Below are 16,960 nucleotides of genomic sequence, written 5' to 3'. Positions count from 1 at the left end.
GACGCCCAGAGGCGCCGTCGTGTGGCGTGCGGCCGACGGATCCTGTCCTGAGGGTTATCTGACGCCCAAGATGGCCGAGCAGGCGCTCCAGGAGCTGCTGGGTGCGAGGCCGGCGGTGCGCGCGAAGAACGCCGGGGCCACCTTCGGGGACGCGGTCGACATCTACCTCGCCCGGGCGAAGCGGGACCGGGAGCCGAGCACCTACCGGGGCTACAAGGGCATCGTCGGAACGCATCTCGAGCCGCGTATCGGCCGCGCGACGCCCCTGGCGTCCATCACGACGGCAACGGTCGACGCGTTCCGCGAAGCGATGCTCGACGCGGGCAAGGCGCCGCGCACGGTGCAGCAAGCGCAGGTTGTGCTCCACGGCGTCCTGGGCCGCGCCGTCAGGGATGGCCTCCTGGAGGCGAATCCGGCCGCTCGGGCCGAGAAGGTCCGCGTGAGGGCTTCTGGCGCGTTCAATGTGCTCGAGCCTGCCGAGGTAGAAGCGGTGGGGCGGGCGGCAGCCGGAGCCTGGGCGCCGGTCGACGGCGATCAGCACGCGAGCGACCAGTGCCGGGCGTGGGCTGACCAGACGGCAGCGACGATCCGCTTTGCTGCGTACACCGGGCTTCGCCTCGGCGAGCTCCGGGCGCTGCGGTGGGAGGACGTCGACTTCGCCCATGCGATCGTGCACGTCCGGCGCAACGCCCCGACGTCGGCGCCGGCCGGGGCGTCGGAGAAGCCGCCCAAGTCTGGGCTTGTGCGCTCGGTACCGCTGATTGACCAGGCTGCCCGAGCCCTCGATGCGATCAGCCGGAGAGAGTTCTTCCTCGAGCCTGGGGACCGCGTGTTCCCGGCGCAGATGGGAGGGCCGTTCAACGACAACGACCTGCGGCGTGCGTTCTATGCCGCCTTGGACGGTGCTGGCCTGGGTCACCTCCGGACGAAGGAAAATCCCATCAGGCTGCACGATCTCCGGCACTGCTTTGGCTCGTTGGCTGTCCGGGTTGCGCCGCTAAGTGATGTTCGGCTTTGGATGGGCCACTCCGACATCGCAACCACGATGCGCTATGTGCACAGCGTCCCCCGAAACGATGTCGCAGCGAAGCTGAGCGCGGCGTTTTCGATCGAGGTGGCGCCAGCCGGTGAACTGATGATGTAGCGGCAACGCGCCAAGAGTTTGCGTTAGCGATATATCTATCGCGCTACTTCCGGGAACGGGACGGCTGAGGTGTCCTGAGGCGCACTCACTTTGCCGTCCATGAACTCACCTCGCATCACCCTTGACGAGCCGCTCCTTACCGCGGACCAGGTCGGCGAACTTCTGGGCATCCCGGGAACCACGGTCCTCGCGTTCGCACGAGAAGGCCGAATGCCCTGTCGCCGGTTCGGCCGGCGCGTCCGATTCGTCCGCGTCGAGATCGAGCACTGGCTCTCGGGCACCGCGGCGTGACACCCCGGGAAGAGCTCGTAGCCGCGCTGCGTCACGAAGACTGGGACCGTGTCGAGGCGCTCGGCTGGCGGGACACCTTCGCGCTGTTGAAGCGGGGCTGGCCCAAGCGCCTCTTGGCCAGCGACCTCGCCGTCTACGCCACGGTCCTTGGACATCACGACCCACAACTCGTTCACGAGGCGCTGATCGGTCTCGCGTCCGGCGGCCGCGCCGAGTGGCGGCCAAGCGCCGCGCAGCTCGCAACGGAGGTAACCGCGCGCCGTCCCCGGGTTGCCGGCCAGCGCAAAGGCCGACCGGACCAGGCGCCCGCCGCGCTGGCCACGGTGCGCGAGCTCTTGTCTCGAGGTAGCGCGGTATGTGCCTGCGCCGGCGGCCGGCAGTTCCACCGCGATCCCGGCGGGGTCATGCGCTGCGCCGCCTGCCGCGGCATCGAGCAGGGCCAAGCTGACGCCGCGGCCGAGCTCGAGGACGAAGCGGCTTGATGGTGGCGTGGAAAACGCACGAAGCCCCGGGGAGGGCCGGGGCTTCGTGCGTTACGTCGACAGGAGCGATGGTGAGTCGCCAGGTGTTCGCCATTTAGGAGAGTACAAGACCGTTGGTCGCGGGCCCGCGACCAATGGTGTGCTTGTATTGATCTAAGTGGCAATCGCGTCCATGTAGGGAGGTTCACGTCGAGAGCAGAGCTCTCCGTGGAGCAGGGCGCGTCCCACTGTTGGTGTTAATCGAAGTCGACAGAAGGTTCGCCATGCCGAGACGGCCCGGGGTCGGTGGCCCCACTCCTCCAGATTCACGAACGATCTCTTGCCTGCATTGTGGGCGTTGGTTCGCAGACCCGGATAGCTGGGGCGCCCACCGTCCCGAGCGCCGCTGCTCGAATCCGGCGGCGCTGGAGGACATGGTCGAGGTCCGGCGCGTCGGGACCGTTCCGGTGTGGGCGGCGGCCTGAATGCGCACCGAGGGCCCCAAGTTCTGCGTGTGCGATCACAGTCTGATCTTCTCCAGCAGCGACAGGCATCACAACGATCCGGGTGTCTGGGAAGACGACGGCTGGTGGGGCGGGCGTTGTTACTGGTGCGGCCACGACGTCGAGGCGGCGGAAATGCCGGCTGTCGCGGTGGCGCTGCCGGCGGTTGCCGGGGACGCCGAGGGACGCAAGCTCCTGGACGCTCTGCCACTGCGGCGGTTCCTCCTGGAGCAGGTAGCGCACCTGGGATCGCAGGACGCGGTGGCTGGGCGTATCGGCTGGGAGCGCCAGAAGCTCAAGCGAATCCTTACCGGCCGGGCGACCGTGACGCTTGACGAGGCGGACCAGGCGATCACAGCTTTGGCGCCTCTTCCGCCGATCGAGCTGCGCCGCGTCTACCCCGAGCTGTACGCGCTGCCCGAGTTCTCCGACGACGAACTCCTGCTCCTGGCCCTGCTCGCAGCGTAGCCCGCGTCGGGCGTTTCACCTCGTAGTGCACGGGCGCCTAACCAGCGCCCGCAGAGCCGTCAGACGGGGACTCATCAGCCATCCCCGGAAGTACCGTCCCAGTCCGCTTACGCGGAGGCAGGCGGGGTGAACGTCGCTGGAGCGACTGCGTGGTAAAGCTGGACCCGGGCGCGCCCCACACCCCGTGCTGAAGGCTGACCGACACCTCCACCCGGACGTGAGTCGATCTCAGCGCACCTGTTCCGACTAGGGACAGGTGCGCCTTCGGCCTCCCTTCCCCTCTCCCGTCCGTGGGCCTAGTAAGCCCGGGCAGGAGCGCGACCAACCGGTTGATACAAAGGGTGTACACCCAGAATTCTTCTTCCCTCATATCACTGAAGTGAGGTGATGTGGGTCGGAGATCAGGGCACGAATGCTTCTTAGTCGTCGACCGCGGGCTTTAGGTAAGCGGTTGTGGTGCGCGGGGTCTAGACGTTGCACCCGTTGACGGCCCGCTCCTGCGCAGCTCGTGACCGCGCCCGCGCAGGGGCGGTGTTCTTTGAAGAGTTACCGGCCGATGACGGCCCTGAACGGATGAGAGACAACCATGGCTGGCGGAAGCGTCCTGCGCTCAGAGGCTCGTGACCATGTTCGGCTGATGCCCGAAGACATTCGGATTGTCTACGGGGACGGTCCCGCGCCGGTGGGCGACTGGATCGAGGTCCCGGCATCGCTTGTCCGTCTCATCCGTACTGCGTCGGGCGTTGAGGCTACGGCCGACGCGCGAGAGCTTGTCCATCATCTTCGATCGGTGGCCTAGCAATGGCAACTATCACGCGCACGTTTACGAAGCCGACGCGGGGCGATTCGCGCTTTGTCGTCGCGGAGGTGGTGTTCTCCTCCAGCTACACGACCGGCGGCGAGCCCTTGACGCTCGCCCAGCTCGGGCTTGAGAGCGCTCCGGCGTTCGTCATCTCGAGTATCAAGGTTGCGGGTGCGGGCGCTGCGACGGAGGTGTACTTCGACGTGCCGTCACTGAAGCTGTTGGCGTACACGGCTACGGCGGAGGTCGCGAACGCTACAAACCTGTCGGGTGTCACCGTCCAGCTCGTCGCGTTTACCGGCTGATGTCGACTACTCCAGGAACGGCGGCGCGGGTGTTTTACAACCCGGCCGAGATCATGCCGATTGAGGGCAACGGGTCGACGGTCAAGAACCGGCCATTGACGATCGACAACCTGCAGCCGGGCGGTGCGCCGCGCTGGTGTCGCGCCGACGGTGTTCAGGCGACCTACATCGACCAGACGACCGGTGGATGGTTGCCGGGGGCTCTCGTCACAAGCCCACGGCTCTACAACCAGGACGGCTCGGGCCTGCACAGCATCCAGGTCGGCGTGATCACCGAGCCGACCGCTGCGGCTATCGCGGAGCGCGCGACGGCCTACCAGACGTTCATCACGTACACGCTCGCGCGGGGCGGCAGCGTCGAGATCCTTGCGGGCGGCACCGCCACGATCACCGCCAACCTCGCCACCTTGAACGGGCTCCCGGCAATCTCCGGATGCCCCCGGATGCGATTCACCCAGGACCAGGACTAACCATGAGCGACAACCTCTCGTCCATCCGCGGCCTCCAGGCGAGCCCGGCGTTCGGACTCCAGATCGCCGCCAAGCTCGAGGCGATCGCTGCCCTCGCGGTCGACGCGTTCGGCCAGGCACAGCACGGCGCGTCCCTCCTGAAGAGCGTTGCGAACCACGCCGCCGGAATGCCCGACGACCACCCCGCGGTCTACACCCTGTTCTCTTGCTCGTCGAACGAGCGGGGCCAGTACGCGCCGGGGCCGGACGAGGTGAAGGCGCTAAGCCTTCTGGCGGGCGACCCACCGTTCGGCATCCCGCCGGAGAACGTTGTCGTGGAGCTGGCGCTGCTCGCTGGCGGCAACGTGTCTGAGCAGGCGCGAGACGCGCTACAGCAAGCCCAGACCGACGCCGGCCTTGCTCGGGTCGAGATTGATCGTCTCACCGCAGTGGTCGCCGAGACGCAGCCGCTGCGTGACGAGCTCGACGGGGTCCGCGCCGAGCTGGCTGCCACCGCCCAGGAACTTACATCGGTGCGCGAGCAGCTCGAGTTCGTCCGCGCCGGCTGGGCGGCCCAGGTCAAGCCGCCGGCTAAGAAGCCCGTGAAGGCGGCGGCGTGAGCGAGCTCGAGCCGTACTCCGACGACGAGCTCGACCAGATGATTGCCGGCGCCTACGCCGTGGAGCCCGAAGCGATCGATCAGCCTCGCCTGATCCTGGCAGCGCTCGATGAGCTCAAGCACCTGCCGTCCAGCCGGGACGCCCGGGAGCAGGAGTTTGCCGTGCGCATCGAGATGCACAGGGACATCGCCAAGCGCGAGGACCCCGTTTTGATCGCGGATCGCGACGCCGAGCTCGACGAGCTGATTGAGAAGTCCCAGCGCGGCGAGCGGCTGAGCATGGCCGACCGCGTCCGTATCTCGCAGGCGCTCGACAACAAGGAGCTTGAGACGTATGAGTAAGCCCCCGACGTTCTCGAGCAGTGGGCCGCAACCCACGACGGGCAATCTCAAGCTGCGCCGGCCGGGGAGGCCGGCGCCTGGTTCGTTCTCGTCGTCAGGGTCCCGTGCCACTGCGCCTCACGGTATCCCTACGGGTGGGGACCGTCTGGCGCAATGGCTCGCTCATCCTGGGTTGCGGTCGAAGCTGCCGGATAGCGCGCTGACGGCCGACCAGTTGAAGCAGCGCAAGACAAACACCTATAACAACGCTCCAGCTGCCCCTGGGTCCGGCTATACCAACAAGCAGATCAAGGCCGTCGTCGATGCGATGGCCAAGGCCCAGTTCGGTTCGCAGCAGGCGGCGCTTGCGCAGCGCGGCCAGAGCCTCCCGGGTTGGTTCCAGGCCTACCGGGACCAGATCAACGCCGCGCGCGCGGCGGAGCAGACCGCATCCGGGCAGCAGGTGACGTCACTGCAGGGAATGGCGACCGCCGCCCAGGGCGACACGGGCCAGCTTGCCGGCGCACCGATGGACGCAGAGGGCGCCGCCAGGGCGCAGGCGGCGGCCGCGGTTCGCTCCGCGGGCATCCAGAACCAGGCTGCACTCGCGCAGACGCTCGGCGCCAACCAAAACGACTACCTCACGAACATGGGGCTGAACAGCTTCGGGTTGCAGCGCGGCGAGCAGGACAAGCAGGACGCCGCGGTCAAGCAGCTGGCCAGCGACCTGGGGACGTTCCGCACGACGACGCACGACAAGGTGCTCTCCGACGAGGCCGACAACGCGCTGAAGGCGGCGCTCACCGGTTCGCAGATCACCAATAACGTGGCCACCGCGGCGGGCACGGCCGCAAAGACCGCCAAGACGAAGACCGATACCGCGCGCTCCGCGGCTGACCAGGCGTACTTCCAAGCTCACGGCTACTACCCGTCCACCGGAAAGCCGAAGGCTGCAGACACGTCGGCTACCGCCTCGGTGGCCGCGAAGCACGGGTACTCGCTCGCCGAGTGGCAGAAGATGACGCCCGACGCACGCCGAACGATCATCGCTCACGACAACAAGACCTCGACCTCACCGGCGAACACCAAGGACGAGTTCGGCAACACGCGTCGTCAGCGCCAGGCCGCCAACGATGCGTTCGACAAGGCGCTGCGCCTAGCGCATCGATCGCTGTCGTCTGACACGAGCGGCAAGTTCACCAAGGACCCCGGCCTGCTCGTCGACTTCCTCATCAGCGAGAACGTCAACAGCGCACTCGCACGCGCGGCAGTACAGGCCGCCACGCACGACGGACGCCTTGGGCCCAAGACGACGCAGCGACTCAAGCAGCGCGGCGTCTCGAAGTTCCCGCAGGCCAAGCCCGCCCCGCCCAAGCCCTCGAGCTGGGTGCAGAAGATCGGCGAGCTCGCTAACCCGGCGGGCAGCTAATGCGCGGCATCGAGACGGGCGGCGGGGCCGGCAAGGCGACCCCGAAGCTGCGCAGGCCCGCCAAGCCCGCGGTCGTGAAACCGCCGAAGGGGGACGTGGCGTCCAGCGGCGCCGACTACGGGATGCGCCAGGCCAAGCCCGTAGTCGATCGCGAGGTCAAGCAGATCCGTCGCCGCCAGACGGAGGCGAAGGACACCAAGGGCAACACGGACCGCAACCGGGCGGTTGCCTATAAGCGCACCCAGGCCTACCTGAACGACGTCCAGGCCGCGAGCGACGGGCGGCAGGCCCCGACCAACGGGCAGCTGGATCTGTCGAACCGCAAGACGGTGTTCGTCCCGATCGACAAGACGATCGTCGACCGGCCGCGCTCTGATGCGGAGATGCGCCGGTTCCTGGAGACCGGTCAGCGGCCGGTCAAGGTCGGCACCCGCATCCAGCAGGCTGCAATCCAGGCGAAAGTAGTAGCCCCCGCCGTCAAGGTCCTAGACACCGTCGCTAGGCCGTCTCACGGCATCGCCGGGGCGGCCGACGCGATCGCCCAGGGCAAGGGCGTTGGGTCCGCGCACCACGCACTGACACGGGGCCTGGAGGGCAAGGACAAGACGACGTTCTCCACCGTCCTGCAGCACCTCGGCGTCCACAACAAGGCGCTGCGCACGGTCGGCGGGTTTGCCCTCGACGTTGGCACGGACCCAACGACCTATCTCACGGCCGGCACCGGAGCCCCGCTGCGCAAGGTGGCCGCCGACGGCCTCGAGCGCGAGCTCAACAAGGGCCTGCAGATCGGTCTTCGCGGCCACATCCCGCTGACCGACATCGGCGGCGAAATCAAGACCTCCGGTCGCGCCACCTCCTACCTGATGCGCAAGACGGGAGCGTCGAAGGTCGCGACGAAGGTCCGCGAGTCCGGCCCGGTCCAAGGCGTCGGCAAAGCCATCATCCACGACTTCCGGCCCAAGACGCGCACCCCCGAGCAGCACGCCGCCTTCCGCGAGGCCGAGGCGCGCCACCGCGCCGGCACCCACGTCGCTGCCCAGGCCATCGAGCGTCGCTACGGCCACGCGCTCCCCAAGGCCATCCAGCAGCCCGAGGACTATCAGTCGGTCATCGATGCGATCGAGGCTGGCACCGTCGACGAGCTGCCGGTGCGCCTGCAGCATGTCGCGACGACGATCAGCGGCGATCTCAGTCGCATGCACTCAGATGCTGCCGCGCGCGACCTCACCGGTCCCGCCCGCGAGAACTACGTTCCGCACGTCCACAAGGACATGGTCGGTCCGGCGGGCAAGAGCAAGGGTGGAGGCCGCGTCACCGTCGCGCCGGAGCACGCGCGCAAGATCGACAAGACCCTCGCCGAGCTCCGCGCGGAGGGCAATAGCCCCTTCACTGAGGACCTGCCGCGCATCGTCGCGAAGAAGGCCAACAAGGAAGCCGCTCGCGCGAGCCTCCACGACTTCTGGCAGTCGGTCGCCAACCATGCCCGTCCCGTCGAGCCTCACCAGGAACTGCACCTCCACGATGGCGACATGGTCTACAAGGTCAACCCCGACGGGCTCGAGGCGGTCGGCAAGACCGATGTACGCGGCGACCTCAAGCCCGACAAGGCCGAGATCGCAAGGGTCGTCGGCGGCGAGCGCCCCGGCCGCTACGTCGTGCTGCACCTGGCCGACGTCCACGACCTCACCCAGCGCCTCCGGGGCGGAGCAGCGGCCGAAGGGCCGGCACGAATTTACGACAAGGCTCAGGGCGCGTTGAAGACCGCCTACACGGTCCCGAACCCCGCGTACCACCTCCGCAACCTCTACGGCGACAGCCTCAACGCGTTCCTGGGCGACACGTCAGCTCACAGCTTCAGGCAGGCCGCCCAGATCCTCGAGACCCGCGCAGTACGCAACCGGGCCGAGCGCTCCGCCGAGCACTTCACCGGCGGCGCGACCGCACCGAAGCGACTGACCAAGAACATCAAGATCGGTGACAAGACCTACACCCACGGCGAACTGCTCGCCGAGGCCGAGGCGCACGGAGCGGTCGGCCAGGGCTTCATCGGCCGCGAGCTCACAGACCTCACCGGCAAGGCCGGCCCGATCCAACGAGCCTCCCAGTACCGCGAGGACCTCCCGCGGCTCGCGACCTACCTGTCGGCTCGCAAGCGCGGCCTGAGCCCCGCCCAAGCCGCCGACTGGGTCGCCAAGCACCACTTCGACTACGGCGACGTGACGCCGTTCGAGCGAGCCTTCGCGCGCCGCGTGATCCCGTTCTACACGTTCTTTGCGCGCAACACCCGGCTGCAGGCAATGAAGATCCTGACCCGGCCGGGCAAAGCCGCCACGTTCTCCAAGGTCCTAACGACGGCCGCACAAGCCGCCGGCTTCGGCTCGTATGACGAGTACGCATCGCAGCTCAAGGATTACGAGCAGCGCGGCCTGCCGATCCCGATCCGGTGGAACGGCAAGGTCTACAACCTGTTCGCCGCCCCGCCGCAGACCGATCTCAACCAGCTCTCGCCCAGCGCCCAGGACCAGTGGCAGAACATCGCCAACCGCGTCACGTTCTTCAAGACCGTCGGCGAGATCCTCGAGAACCACTCCATCTTCTTCCAGGGCCAGATCCAGGACCCACAGCACCCCTACACCCGCGCGCCCGACGCCATCGCAGTGCTCGCCGAAACGGTGCCCGGGCTGGCGAAAAAGCTCGGCGTCACTCACGACTGGATCGACCCCAACACCGGTCACAAGGCTTGGGCGTGGTACGCCAAGACCGACTACGCCGTCCGCTCGCTGCCCGAAGGCAACTTCGCTATCCAGCAGCTCCTGCCCGACCGCGGCACCCGCAACCAGACCTCCGCGCAGGCACGGCTGGCGTTCGCCACGGGCATTAAGGCGACTCCGTACAAGACCGACGCCAGAGCGCTGTCGACCGTCAAGACCGAGCTGCGCGACGTCGGCATCGAGCTCGCGCACATGCGCGACTTCGGACAGGCCGAAGACCCCAAGCACCACGGCCAGTACGCGCCCGCCTACCAGGCGCTACTCGACAAGCAGCACAAGCTCGCCGGTCAGCGGGACCGGCTCGAGGCCAGCGTCGGCATCCCGACCGCCACGAAGCTGAAGCGCCGGCCACTGACCGACGAAGAGCGCTTCCAGAGGAAGATCAACGATTTCGTCACCCGCGACCCCAACAAGGACCTGCAGAAGCGCCTCGACGCTTTCCTGCAGAAGTCGGGCGGCTAGCCGTGCTCGACCTCGACGAGGCCATCTACACCCACGGCGACCAAGCCTGGGAGTGCGAGACCAGACGACACCGCGATTGCCTCCGGCTCCTCACGCACACGCGCGAGCTACTGCGCCTTCTCGACACGGCGCCGGAGCCCGTCACCCGCGACGAAGCCCTGCGTCTGTTCGGTCGCGGCCTAGACATCACGTTCCTTCTCGACATCCTCGGGGAGCCCGAGAACACGTTCGAGCACGTGGCTACGCACCTGGCCGTGGAGACGCTGGGCCATGTGGAGGCCGATGCCCGGCACGTGCTCGGCGCATAAGGGGGCCTCGGCGGGCTACGACAGTGGTCGGTGTCGCCTCATGGCACGTTGCTGGCAGCCGATCAAGCAAGTAGCGTCAAGGCAGAAGTAGCGTTAAGACAGATGTATCAAGCTGTCGGGACACAGCATGACCCCTGAACTGCTCAGCGAAAGCATCGAAAGCGAAGCTCGGGCCGGATCGCCCGAAACGCTGGTCGGCGTCCTGGTACGCCAGTTCGGCGACCAGTTGTGCGTGTACCTGTGCGGCTTGACCGACACCGTGCTGCTATCAGCCTGGATGTCCGGCACCGACCAGCCCAACTCGATCCAGGAGCTGCGCATCCGTACTGCCTACACCGCGGCACGGATGATCGCCGGTGCTTACGACGAGGCTACCGCGGAGTCCTGGCTATTCGGGTCTCATCCGGCGATGGGCGACGAGGCGCCGGCGTGGGTGGTTCGTCATGCCCGTTCGGCCGAAGACCTGCGCCAGGTCGTCCCGGCAGCCAAGGCCTTCGCTCGCTCGTCTGAGTGATCGATCCGCCGCCGCTGGCGATCAGCGCGAGCCGGCCGTTGGCGACGCGGCTGGAGTTCGTCTGGCGGGTGGGTCACGTTGACGGGCCGTTCGGCTACCCGCCCCGCGCGGTGTGCTCGTGGAATAGCCGGTTCGACGACCCTCAGCACCAATACCGCACCATCTACGCGGCGGACCATAGGCTGACCTGCCTGCGCGAGGTGCTGGCGCCGCTGCGACCCAACCTCAAGGCCCGAGCCGAGTTCGCGGAGTTGCAGCATGCCCAGGGCATCGCGGCTGGCCATCGCCTGTCCCCGGCAGGCGAGGTCACGCGCGTGTGGCGCCAAAACAACGTGCTAGTGGCGGGGCGCGTTGCCCGCTCGGGCCACCTGGTCGACCTGCGGGAGCGCCGGCTAATGGAACAGCTGGCTAGCGCCCACGCGTTGCTGTTGGCCGCCCACGACCTGCTGCAGCTTGACGTGTCTGAGATTACGTCGAGCGACCGCGAGATCACCCAGAACTTCTCGCGTGACTTATACGACAAGGGCGCGTCGGGACTGCGCTTTGCCTCGGCTCTAGACACGTTGGGCTGCGTCGTGTTGTTTGAGGGCCGCGCACGGCTGCGCCCCACACCCGTGCAGACACCCCTGACCAACGCCGTCCCCGAGCTACTGCAGGTCTGCTCGGAGTTCAGCCTGGTCCTACGCCAGTAGACCAGTCGTTCGCTTGATGCGCCGATTGTGCTTGGCGCCGCGCGCCCGCGTAACTGTGTGATGTCGTTCTCACACAACGCCAGGGCGCCTCGTGAGCGCGAATCCGTCACGTGTACAAGGGTGCTGGGGAACAGGCCAGAGAACAGGAGTCTCGCAATGCCAACAACCGCAAGGGATCAAGAGGCCGTTGCTGCGGATTGCTCATCCGCTCGTGGTCGGCCCACGCCGGTCCCGGACTGGCAGCTCGAGCAGCTCCTGGGCTGGCGCCGCGACGGCATGACGCTTCGGGACATTGCTGGACGCCTCGACGCGTGGGGCGTGCCGACCTCGGCCGGCGGTCAACGATGGCACGCCTCCACGGTGAGATCTGTACTGATGTCGCAGCGCGCACGATCTCTTGAGGCAGCGCATCCAAACGCCTCCGCCGGCCCGAGCCGATAGCTCTGTGGCAGGGCACGGGGCGGGGGAGTGTCGCCGCGCGATCGGCCCCGGTCACCTTAAAATCACAGCCCGTCCCTGGCATTTTGGCCGCCGCTAGGCGTTGTTGTAGGTGTTGACTGGGGGTAGTGTTGCGTACCGGCTCCGCGTAGAAACGCCGTGGGGCTGGCGAGTGAAGGCGTGTGGCGGGGTGGCTCGCGGTGTTGTCTGGGGACCGCCCCGTCTGCCCTCTGCGTTTTCGGCCCTTTTGCGGGGATTTCGAGGTTCGCGTGTGGGTAGCTATTCGAACGTACGTTCGTGGTCTGTGCGGGCCTGCGAGGGGCCTTAGACGCGATGTGCGCAGGGGCGCACCGGCGCGGCTCGAGCCAGCGCCCCGTCCTGTGCCAAGGTCTTGCTATCGCGGCAGCGAGGCCGCGTGCTGAGGTGCCGGCCGATGCGGCGCTTTGGTCGAGCCGCTTAGGCCGACGGATGAGACGAGGGTTCCCGCCACGAACAGCGCGATGGTCGCGCCTCGCAACCGCCTGGGCGTAAGCCACGTCATGTGGTGGGCCTGCAGCCAGGACCGAACTCCGCTGGCCCCTGCCATCGCTGCCATTGCGCAACCGGCACACATCGTGCTGCGAGAGTACCGAAACCGGTGTGCCCCGGCCCCTCAGGCCGGGGCACACGCTGGTCTCTTCGGGTTGTCCCTCCCAGGCGGTGTATTCGGCCCGCTGTGTGAGCGCCGTTGCGCCATAGTCCGAAATCTGACGTATCGCTCGTGAGGGAGCGCCGTCGTTGCTGAGGTCTCGCTCAGCAGTGAGCGATCTGGCGCTATACCTTGGGGCACGATGTTTGTGTCCCAAGATGGACATTCGGGGTTCGTGGTCTGCGACCACCCGCGTTGTGATCGCTCGAGCGAGCTTTTCGTGGCTCATGTGGGCGGCTCGCTGCCGGACGGGTGGGCGATGTCTGTCCGTTTCCATGGGCGCGAGGTTGCCGGCCACCTTTGTCCGCTGCACGCAGTGACGGTCGCCGAACGTCGCTAGAAGTTACGGCGGCAAGGGCAGGGATGCCGCAGCGTTGGCACGGACGACTACGGATGATGCCGTCATGTGTCGGGCGGGATCCTGGACCCATGGATCGTCGCTTCGTGTGCGTGGCTTGCGGGCTGAAGTGGATCGCTAAGACCGTGGCCGGCATTCGGTGTGCGCGATGCGGCGGCGAGCTCGTGCCCTACGTCGCCGAGGTCGCCATCATTGGTTGGCCTGGCGTCGACGGGTGAGACGGCGGTCCGCCGGCCCCTCATTGAGGCCGGCGGTCGCCAGGTCTGCCGTGGGCGGCAGGTGCAACTCACAGAGAGGTTGCCGACAAGATCGTGTCGGCTCCCAGGAGCTGGTTCGCCTCGACGCGGCGCATACCTGCTGCGGCCTATGCGTGGGTCACGGAATCCGGGGCGGAGTGTTCTGCGTTGGCCGCGTCGATGACCACGCCGGCGGCCTCGGGATCGAGTCCGAGGATGTGGACGACACGCCATGGGTCAAGGCCGTGACGGACGGCTCGCTCGAGCATCTTGGCGGTCGCCTCATCAAGCACTGACGGCTTCACCCGCGCCAAGTTACAGCAGGTGTGGCAGCGGGGGTGGGCGACCACGACCCCCGCAAACCCATACGGGCCGCCATGCAAGGGCCGTGGTCAACACCTAGCCCCCGTCCCGAGGGCGTCCGTCGGGCGCGAGCCTAGGCCGCTGCCTCTGAACGGGACCTGAACGGCCGGGGCCGCAACTTGTCAAGCCCCAATGTTGCTACCTGCCCAGTCAGCAACACGCCACTTGAGCCTCTCAACCACAAGGCTTTTTAACCTATCCCCGGCACAGGTACATACGCCTACGCCGGAAACAGGGTGTACAACAGGCCGCGTCGGTGGTGGCATCTCCGCGCAGCAGCACTAAACGGTTTGTGGTTGCAGCCGATCACCGAGAGTGGTAGTAGTTCGACCCCAATACAAAAGCGGCCCCGCGACGTTGGAGCGTCCGGGGCCATGGCCCACCAGGAGGGACCTGATGAGCATCACCAAGGGTATCGGCACGCCCGATCCCGGCCCCGTCAACCTGACGGACGCCCAGCGCAAGACCGCGTCATACGCCGTCTGCGTGCGACTCGCCGAGGACCTGAAGATCGCCGGTGAGCACTTCGAGCAGTACTTCGACGGCGAGGCCGTCGTGAACCTCGCCGACGCCGGCAACTGGGTGCGACAGATCATCGAGGACGCGTCGATCCTCGACGCGTTGGCGCCTGAGGGGTGGCGGCGATGACCCCGTCGCCCGTGGTCCTCGAGCACCTGGAGCTCGCCGCGCCGTGGCGCATGCTCGGCATCGTCGAACACGTCTTCGAACACGCCGAGCTCCCGGGACTGGGCCAGCAGCCGGCTCGGAAGTTCCGTCGCGAGATTCGAGAGCTGCGCGAAGCGTTGGCCGACGTCGACGCCGTCTACAGCGGGGAGCGCTTGAAGACAGCGACGGTCCGCCGGCTGCTGACCTATCTCGCCGAGCACGGCCTTCCCTCGCGGGAGGCGCTGCCTCCCGAGGTGCTGGCGGCCATCGCCGAGTCGACCGGGCAGGTGGCGGCATGAGCCAGGCCCGGGACACCCGTCGCATCGAGCCGGCCATCCCGACGGTGCGCGTCGCACGAGCCGTCGCGGGCTGGCGGTCGCTGCCCAACGGGCGGAAGCGGGAGGTCCGGCCGGGCGACTGAATCCTGTTCCTCGCCCTGTTCTCTAGGGGCTCCTGTTCTTCGTCCTGTCGCCAAATCGACGGATCTCGCGAAGCTCAGGAGCCCCGGAAACAGTGCGTTTCGCACGTCGGGGAGCCTCAACCAACGGCCCAGGCCGTGACTCATAATCCGTCGGGTGGGGGTTCGAGTCCTCCCCGGCCCACTGTCGTTTGTGGCTTTCTAGAGCCATATTCGGGGTCCATCGGCGGTCACAGCGCGAATTCTGTCCCCGATCTCTGTCCCCCAGCCGCCCGGACAGGGGCGAGGAGATGGCCGCCGGCCAGCGCCCTCATGGACGTGGTCATCCCGACGTGTCCCGTTCTGCCCCCCGAGCCCGTTCTCGTGGCCGCCCTCTCGCCGCCGGCAGCCCGGTGCGACGCCCCGGAGGGCCCGTCGGCCTGGAGGCCGCGGTGAACGTCAGTGGCCACCTGCGCGTGGAGACCTACCGCCGTGGTCGCGTCTGGGTGGCCAAGTACCGGCGCGCCGACGGCAGCTCCACGCGCAAGGTGCTCGGGCCGGCCTGGGTCAAAGACAGCGGACGCGCTACCCCCAGGGGCGCCACGGTGTGGCGAGCGGCCGACGGCACCAAGCCCGAAGGCTCGCTGACCCCCAAGGAGGCCCAGGAGGCGCTGCGCGTACTGCTGGAGTCCGAGCGCGCGGTGCCGGTCGCTCGCCGTCCGGGCGCCGCCGACGCGAGCTTCGGTGCGGCGGCCGCGGCTTGGCTGTCCTATGTCGAGGTCGAGCGCGGGATCGCCACCACCACGCTGAACCGCTACCGCAGCCTGGTGGGCGTGCATCTGGTGCCCGCCTTCGGTGATCGCACGCCGCTGCGCGCGATCACCACCGAACGCATCGACGCCTACATCGGGGCGCTGGTGCGCGGCGAGCGCACCGCGGCCACCGGCCGGCCGCTGTCGCGCGACTCGATCCGCCAGCTGTTCATCGCGCTCAACGGCATCCTGCGTCGTGCGCAGCGTCGCGGCCTCATCGCCCACAACCCGATGGCCGACGCCGAGCGGGTCGCGGTGGCCAAGAGCACCGGCGAGTTTCATGTCCTGCAGCCCGCCCAGGTCGAGGCGGTGGCCCGCGCGGCGGCTACCGACTGGACGCCGATGCTGGCCGGCCCGCGGTGTCGCACCACCGTCACCCACCGCCACGCCTACGCGCTGACGCTGCAGCGTCGCTGGAACGCCCAGCACTGGGCGGCGTGCATTCGCATCGCGGCCTACACCGGGCTGCGCCTCGGCGAGCTGCGTGCGCTGCGCTGGCGCGACGTCGACTGGGCCGGGGCGGTGCTACACGTACGTCGCAACGCCCCGGCCTCGCTGCCGGCTTCGGCTGGCGACAAGCCGCCCAAGTCCGGTCGGGTGGGATCGGTGCCGCTCATTCCGCAGGCTGCGCGCACCTTGGAGGCGCTGACCCGCCGCCGGCTGGATCCCGACGATCCTGCGGCCGACCCGATGTACGCCGGCGAGTTTGATTTCGTGTTTCCGGCCATCGACGGGCGCATGGCCGACATCGAGTCGGCACGCCACGCGTTCTACCGAGCGCTCGCCCTGGCCGGGCTGGGCTACCTTCGCCAGCAGCACCCGCCGATCCGCTTTCACGATCTGCGCCACACGTTCGGCACGCTGGCGGTGCGGGCCTTCCCCCTGTCAGACGTCCAGCGCTGGATGCGCCATGCCGACATCAAGACCACGATGCGCTACGTGCACTACGTGCCCCAGCACGACGCCGCGCGGCGACTCGGCGAGGTCTTTGCCACCGAGCTCGGGCCCGTCGCCGAAGACCTCGCGGCGGCGCCGGTGACTAGCGCAGCTGACCCGCGCTGACCGCCGCTTCGACCTCACGGCGTACGAACATCGTGCGCCGTCCGACCTTGTAGGAGGGCAGCCGACCCTCACGGGCATATTGGTGGACGGTCTTGGTGGGGATGCCCAGCAACCCCGCGACCGTTGCGGCATCGAGCATCGGCTCGGAGAGCATCGAGCTCGGACGGCTCGGCGACCGGCGCTGCTGGCTGACCACTGCGGCGAAATCAGGGTCCTCCAGCGCGGCGGCGATCGCCGCCGCGAGATGAGCGACGCCGGGCGTCATGTCAGCGACCAGAGAGCGTTGTGGGCATGGCCCATAGGGCGATGGGCGGCTTGTCGTCCCGTGCGACGTTGGCCTCAAGGCGCCTGGCTCGCCCGGTGCGGGTCGGACATCGTTCGACTGGCGACGCCCGTGGAGA

General features: G+C 67.9%; 18 protein-coding genes. 17 read left to right on the top strand and 1 reads right to left on the bottom strand.

The annotated features are described in order from the left end of the window. The first annotated feature begins 70 nt into the window (after window positions 1–70). The 17 genes from FSW04_RS17700 to FSW04_RS17625 all read left to right on the top strand — a co-directional run bounded on the left by FSW04_RS17700 (window position 71) and on the right by FSW04_RS17625 (window position 16,559). Entirely contained in the window at window positions 71–1,144 is a 1,074-nt protein-coding gene (locus tag FSW04_RS17700; RefSeq protein ID WP_187368879.1) for a tyrosine-type recombinase/integrase, read from the top strand. Between the two features lie 99 nt (window positions 1,145–1,243). Then, window positions 1,244–1,435: a helix-turn-helix domain-containing protein gene (locus FSW04_RS28605; protein ID WP_146921595.1), complete on the top strand. Its 192-nt coding sequence runs from the start codon at window positions 1,244–1,246 to the stop codon at window positions 1,433–1,435. Then, window positions 1,432–1,917 (top strand): hypothetical protein, encoded by a 486-nt coding sequence (locus tag FSW04_RS17690; RefSeq protein WP_146921594.1) that lies wholly within the window; start codon window positions 1,432–1,434, stop codon window positions 1,915–1,917. Before FSW04_RS28605 ends, FSW04_RS17690 begins: the two co-directional genes overlap by 4 nt. Window positions 1,918–2,381: 464 nt before the next feature. Beyond that, window positions 2,382–2,867, top strand: a complete 486-nt coding sequence (locus FSW04_RS17685) for a helix-turn-helix domain-containing protein (protein ID WP_146921593.1) — start codon at window positions 2,382–2,384, stop codon at window positions 2,865–2,867. An 801-nt stretch (window positions 2,868–3,668) separates the two neighbouring features. After that, on the top strand, window positions 3,669–3,974 hold the full coding sequence (locus tag FSW04_RS17680) for a hypothetical protein (protein ID WP_146921592.1): 306 nt from the start codon (window positions 3,669–3,671) through the stop codon (window positions 3,972–3,974). 29 nt (window positions 3,975–4,003) lie between these two features. Beyond that, window positions 4,004–4,444: a hypothetical protein gene (locus tag FSW04_RS17675; protein WP_146921591.1), complete on the top strand. Its 441-nt coding sequence runs from the start codon at window positions 4,004–4,006 to the stop codon at window positions 4,442–4,444. Window positions 4,445–4,446: 2 nt separating this feature from the next. Beyond that, window positions 4,447–5,043 carry a hypothetical protein gene (locus FSW04_RS17670; RefSeq protein ID WP_146921590.1) on the top strand — a complete coding sequence of 199 codons (597 nt, stop codon included), beginning with the start codon at window positions 4,447–4,449 and terminating at the stop codon, window positions 5,041–5,043. Continuing rightward, window positions 5,040–5,384: a hypothetical protein gene (locus tag FSW04_RS17665; RefSeq protein WP_146921589.1), complete on the top strand. Its 345-nt coding sequence runs from the start codon at window positions 5,040–5,042 to the stop codon at window positions 5,382–5,384. The genes FSW04_RS17670 and FSW04_RS17665 overlap by 4 nt, the downstream gene beginning before the upstream one ends. 172 nt (window positions 5,385–5,556) lie before the next feature. Continuing rightward, on the top strand, window positions 5,557–6,792 hold the full coding sequence (locus FSW04_RS17660) for a hypothetical protein (RefSeq protein WP_146921588.1): 1,236 nt from the start codon (window positions 5,557–5,559) through the stop codon (window positions 6,790–6,792). Next, on the top strand, window positions 6,792–10,025 hold the full coding sequence (locus FSW04_RS17655; RefSeq protein WP_146921587.1) for a hypothetical protein: 3,234 nt from the start codon (window positions 6,792–6,794) through the stop codon (window positions 10,023–10,025). Before FSW04_RS17660 ends, FSW04_RS17655 begins: the two co-directional genes overlap by 1 nt. Window positions 10,026–10,027: 2 nt before the next feature. Beyond that, window positions 10,028–10,333, top strand: a complete 306-nt coding sequence (locus FSW04_RS17650) for a hypothetical protein (RefSeq protein ID WP_146921586.1) — start codon at window positions 10,028–10,030, stop codon at window positions 10,331–10,333. Between the two features lie 127 nt (window positions 10,334–10,460). Then, window positions 10,461–10,847, top strand: coding sequence for a hypothetical protein (locus FSW04_RS17645; RefSeq protein ID WP_146921585.1), 387 nt, complete (start codon window positions 10,461–10,463; stop codon window positions 10,845–10,847). After that, window positions 10,844–11,539 (top strand): RES family NAD+ phosphorylase, encoded by a 696-nt coding sequence (locus tag FSW04_RS17640; protein ID WP_146921584.1) that lies wholly within the window; start codon window positions 10,844–10,846, stop codon window positions 11,537–11,539. The genes FSW04_RS17645 and FSW04_RS17640 overlap by 4 nt, the downstream gene beginning before the upstream one ends. A 2,479-nt stretch (window positions 11,540–14,018) precedes the next feature. Further along, window positions 14,019–14,270 (top strand): hypothetical protein, encoded by a 252-nt coding sequence (locus tag FSW04_RS17635; RefSeq protein WP_146921583.1) that lies wholly within the window; start codon window positions 14,019–14,021, stop codon window positions 14,268–14,270. Continuing rightward, entirely contained in the window at window positions 14,267–14,587 is a 321-nt protein-coding gene (locus FSW04_RS17630; protein WP_146921582.1) for a hypothetical protein, read from the top strand. Before FSW04_RS17635 ends, FSW04_RS17630 begins: the two co-directional genes overlap by 4 nt. Further along, the gene (locus FSW04_RS27925; protein ID WP_267128242.1) at window positions 14,584–14,709 is read left to right on the top strand and encodes a hypothetical protein; all 126 of its coding nucleotides are present in this window, start codon (window positions 14,584–14,586) and stop codon (window positions 14,707–14,709) included. Before FSW04_RS17630 ends, FSW04_RS27925 begins: the two co-directional genes overlap by 4 nt. 452 nt (window positions 14,710–15,161) lie before the next feature. Then, the gene (locus FSW04_RS17625; RefSeq protein WP_187368877.1) at window positions 15,162–16,559 is read left to right on the top strand and encodes a tyrosine-type recombinase/integrase; all 1,398 of its coding nucleotides are present in this window, start codon (window positions 15,162–15,164) and stop codon (window positions 16,557–16,559) included. Here the strand turns inward: FSW04_RS17625 and FSW04_RS17620 are convergent. After that, window positions 16,537–16,824 (bottom strand): helix-turn-helix domain-containing protein, encoded by a 288-nt coding sequence (locus tag FSW04_RS17620; protein ID WP_146921580.1) that lies wholly within the window; start codon window positions 16,822–16,824, stop codon window positions 16,537–16,539. The genes FSW04_RS17625 and FSW04_RS17620 overlap by 23 nt on opposite strands. Window positions 16,825–16,960: the final 136 nt, after the last annotated feature.

It is taken from the genome of Baekduia soli, from assembly GCF_007970665.1.
Lineage (GTDB): Bacteria > Actinomycetota > Thermoleophilia > Solirubrobacterales > Solirubrobacteraceae > Baekduia > Baekduia soli.
Note: the sequence above shows the minus strand (reverse complement) of the source record. Positions and strands in the feature narration are given on the sequence as shown.